Raw genomic sequence first — 1,975 nt, forward strand, 5'->3', positions numbered from 1 at the left:
AAATATCATATTTAAGGGCAAAGCAAGGCCGTTGATTTCGTTGGATTTCTCATCTCACAATTAAGGGCTACGCGACACCAGCGATAGCCCGCAAAGATCGAGCCTGTGAAACTGTCATCGGCCAGATCATACGGCCCGCCAATATCGAACATGTCGCCCTGCGACAGGCCGACCGACCCACCGATATAGAACCCGCCCCAATCGGGGTCGGGCATCGGAACGATTTCGGGAACGTAAGGCGGCGGCGGGGCAATCGGGCCGGTGGCTTGCGCGGTCCCCGCCGACAGAGCGACAAGCAGCGCGGCACAGGAAATACTGGACTTCATGATGACCTCCTACAACGTGGGGCCGCCGAAACAGATCGGAAGCCGCAAAGCCGTGGGGCGCTTATGTGCCGCACGGCACTTCAGGTCTCAGGGTCCGCCTTTGGCCTACGAAAATCAACCATCGGATGCGCGACAGAGTGCCACGGCCCCGCGATGCGCAACCTGTGCGGGCATAACGGCCCCATGTCTGTGCGCCATGGTCGATGATTAAGCGCTCAGAGTGTCCGACGCAGCCAGTTGCTGATCTGCGTGGTGGCCTGCGCCCCTTGCGGCACGGCCCGGCGGGCCGACACGAAACCGTGGATCTGCCCCGAGTATTCGTGCAGATCAGACGTGACGCCCGCAGCCTCAAGCGCCTGATGATACATCGCCCCGTCATCGCGCAACGCGTCATGCCCGGCGGTCAGGATCAGCGCCTGCGGCTGGCCCGTCAGCCGGTCCGAAAAGATGGGCGAGACCCGAGGATCGCCGCGTTGCTCGACCGCCGGGACATATTGATCCATGTGCCAGTCGATGCGGTCGCGCGGCAAAACATAGGCCTTGGCCAGCGAGGTCATGGAGGGCGTTTCCCCCCGGCTGTCCACGGCCGGATAGATCAGCACCTGCGCCTTGGGCATCGGCAGGCCCAGCCCCGCCAGATCATGCATCAGCACGGCGGTCAGGTTGCCGCCCGCGCTGTCGCCGCTGACGGCCAGCCGCGCCGGATCGACGCCCCAGTCATCAGGCGCATCCAGCACGGCCCGATAGGCGGCCAGCACATCATCCGGCCCGGCGGGCCAGGGATGCTCGGGCGCCAGCCGATAATCGAGTGAAATGACGCGGATCCCCGCCTCGAGCGCGATTTGACCGCACAGCCCGTCATGGGTATCCAGCCCGCCCAGCACCCAACCGCCGCCGTGGATATAGATCAGCGTGGGGCGATCCTTTGCCTGGGGCTGGGTGTCATAGACGCGCGCGGGCCGCGGGCCATCTGCGCCCGCGATGCTGACATCGCGCTTGGTGACCTGCGCGGGGGACGGGGTGTCGAACTTGTCTGCCAGCACCACCAGCGAGCGGCGGCTGTCTTCCAGCGTGGGGATCACGCCCGGCACCCGCACCGCGTTGAACAGCTCGCCCAAGGCCTGCGCCTTGGCGTCGATCTTGCGGCCATCGACCACTTTGCGCCGACCGGCAAACCACAGCGCCGCCACGGGTTCGGGCGCGCGAACGATTGCCAGTTTCAGCAGCATCGAGAGCTTGTTCATCCTGTCCCCCCCAAAGGCTTTGCCCCAAGATGCACGAACATCCCGGCAGGATCAAGGGGGGCGTGCGCCTCAGGCCGCGCGCATCCGCCCCTCATTGATCCAGCTATACAGCTGCCCACCGCGCATGATCGCCCGAAACGCGATTTTCTGGCGCAACCGGGTGACCGGGCGACGAATGTCCAAAAGCAGGGCCAGCCGCGGGTTGGGGCCGGGATTGAGCACCTCGTGCGGAAAAGTGTCATCCCACAACAGCCCCTCGCCTTCGGCATAGGGAACACGCTGGCCATCCACCTCAAGCCAAGGGGCCTGTTCGCTGCCGCAATCGGGCGCTGTCGCGTTGCCCTTAAATCTGAGACACGACGCGTTCGGGGATATTTTTTGCCCTTAATTATGAGATTCCACTGC

3 protein-coding genes are annotated in these 1,975 nt (G+C 64.3%); all 3 read right to left on the bottom strand.

The genetic code is table 11. From position 1 onward, the window contains the following. Window positions 1-11: 11 nt before the first annotated feature. A complete protein-coding gene (locus KIH45_RS18975; RefSeq protein ID WP_066769423.1) occupies window positions 12-326 on the bottom strand; it encodes a hypothetical protein in 315 nt (104 codons plus the stop codon). Window positions 327-541: 215 nt separating this feature from the next. Then, a complete protein-coding gene (locus KIH45_RS18980) occupies window positions 542-1,570 on the bottom strand; it encodes an alpha/beta hydrolase (protein WP_066769428.1) in 1,029 nt (342 codons plus the stop codon). 69 nt (window positions 1,571-1,639) lie between these two features. Further along, window positions 1,640-1,861 (bottom strand): aspartyl/asparaginyl beta-hydroxylase domain-containing protein, encoded by a 222-nt coding sequence (locus KIH45_RS18985; RefSeq protein WP_066769435.1) that lies wholly within the window; start codon window positions 1,859-1,861, stop codon window positions 1,640-1,642. Between the last annotated feature and the right edge of the window lie 114 nt (window positions 1,862-1,975).

Origin of the sequence: Croceicoccus gelatinilyticus, from assembly GCF_018398395.1 — a bacterium.
GTDB lineage: Bacteria > Pseudomonadota > Alphaproteobacteria > Sphingomonadales > Sphingomonadaceae > Croceicoccus > Croceicoccus gelatinilyticus.

Coding starts and splice junctions, on each gene's coding strand:
- KIH45_RS18975 (WP_066769423.1), bottom strand. CDS start 326: ATGAAGTCCAGTATTTCCTGTGCCGCGCTGCTTGTCGCTCTGTCGGCG.
- KIH45_RS18980 (WP_066769428.1), bottom strand. CDS start 1,570: ATGAACAAGCTCTCGATGCTGCTGAAACTGGCAATCGTTCGCGCGCCC.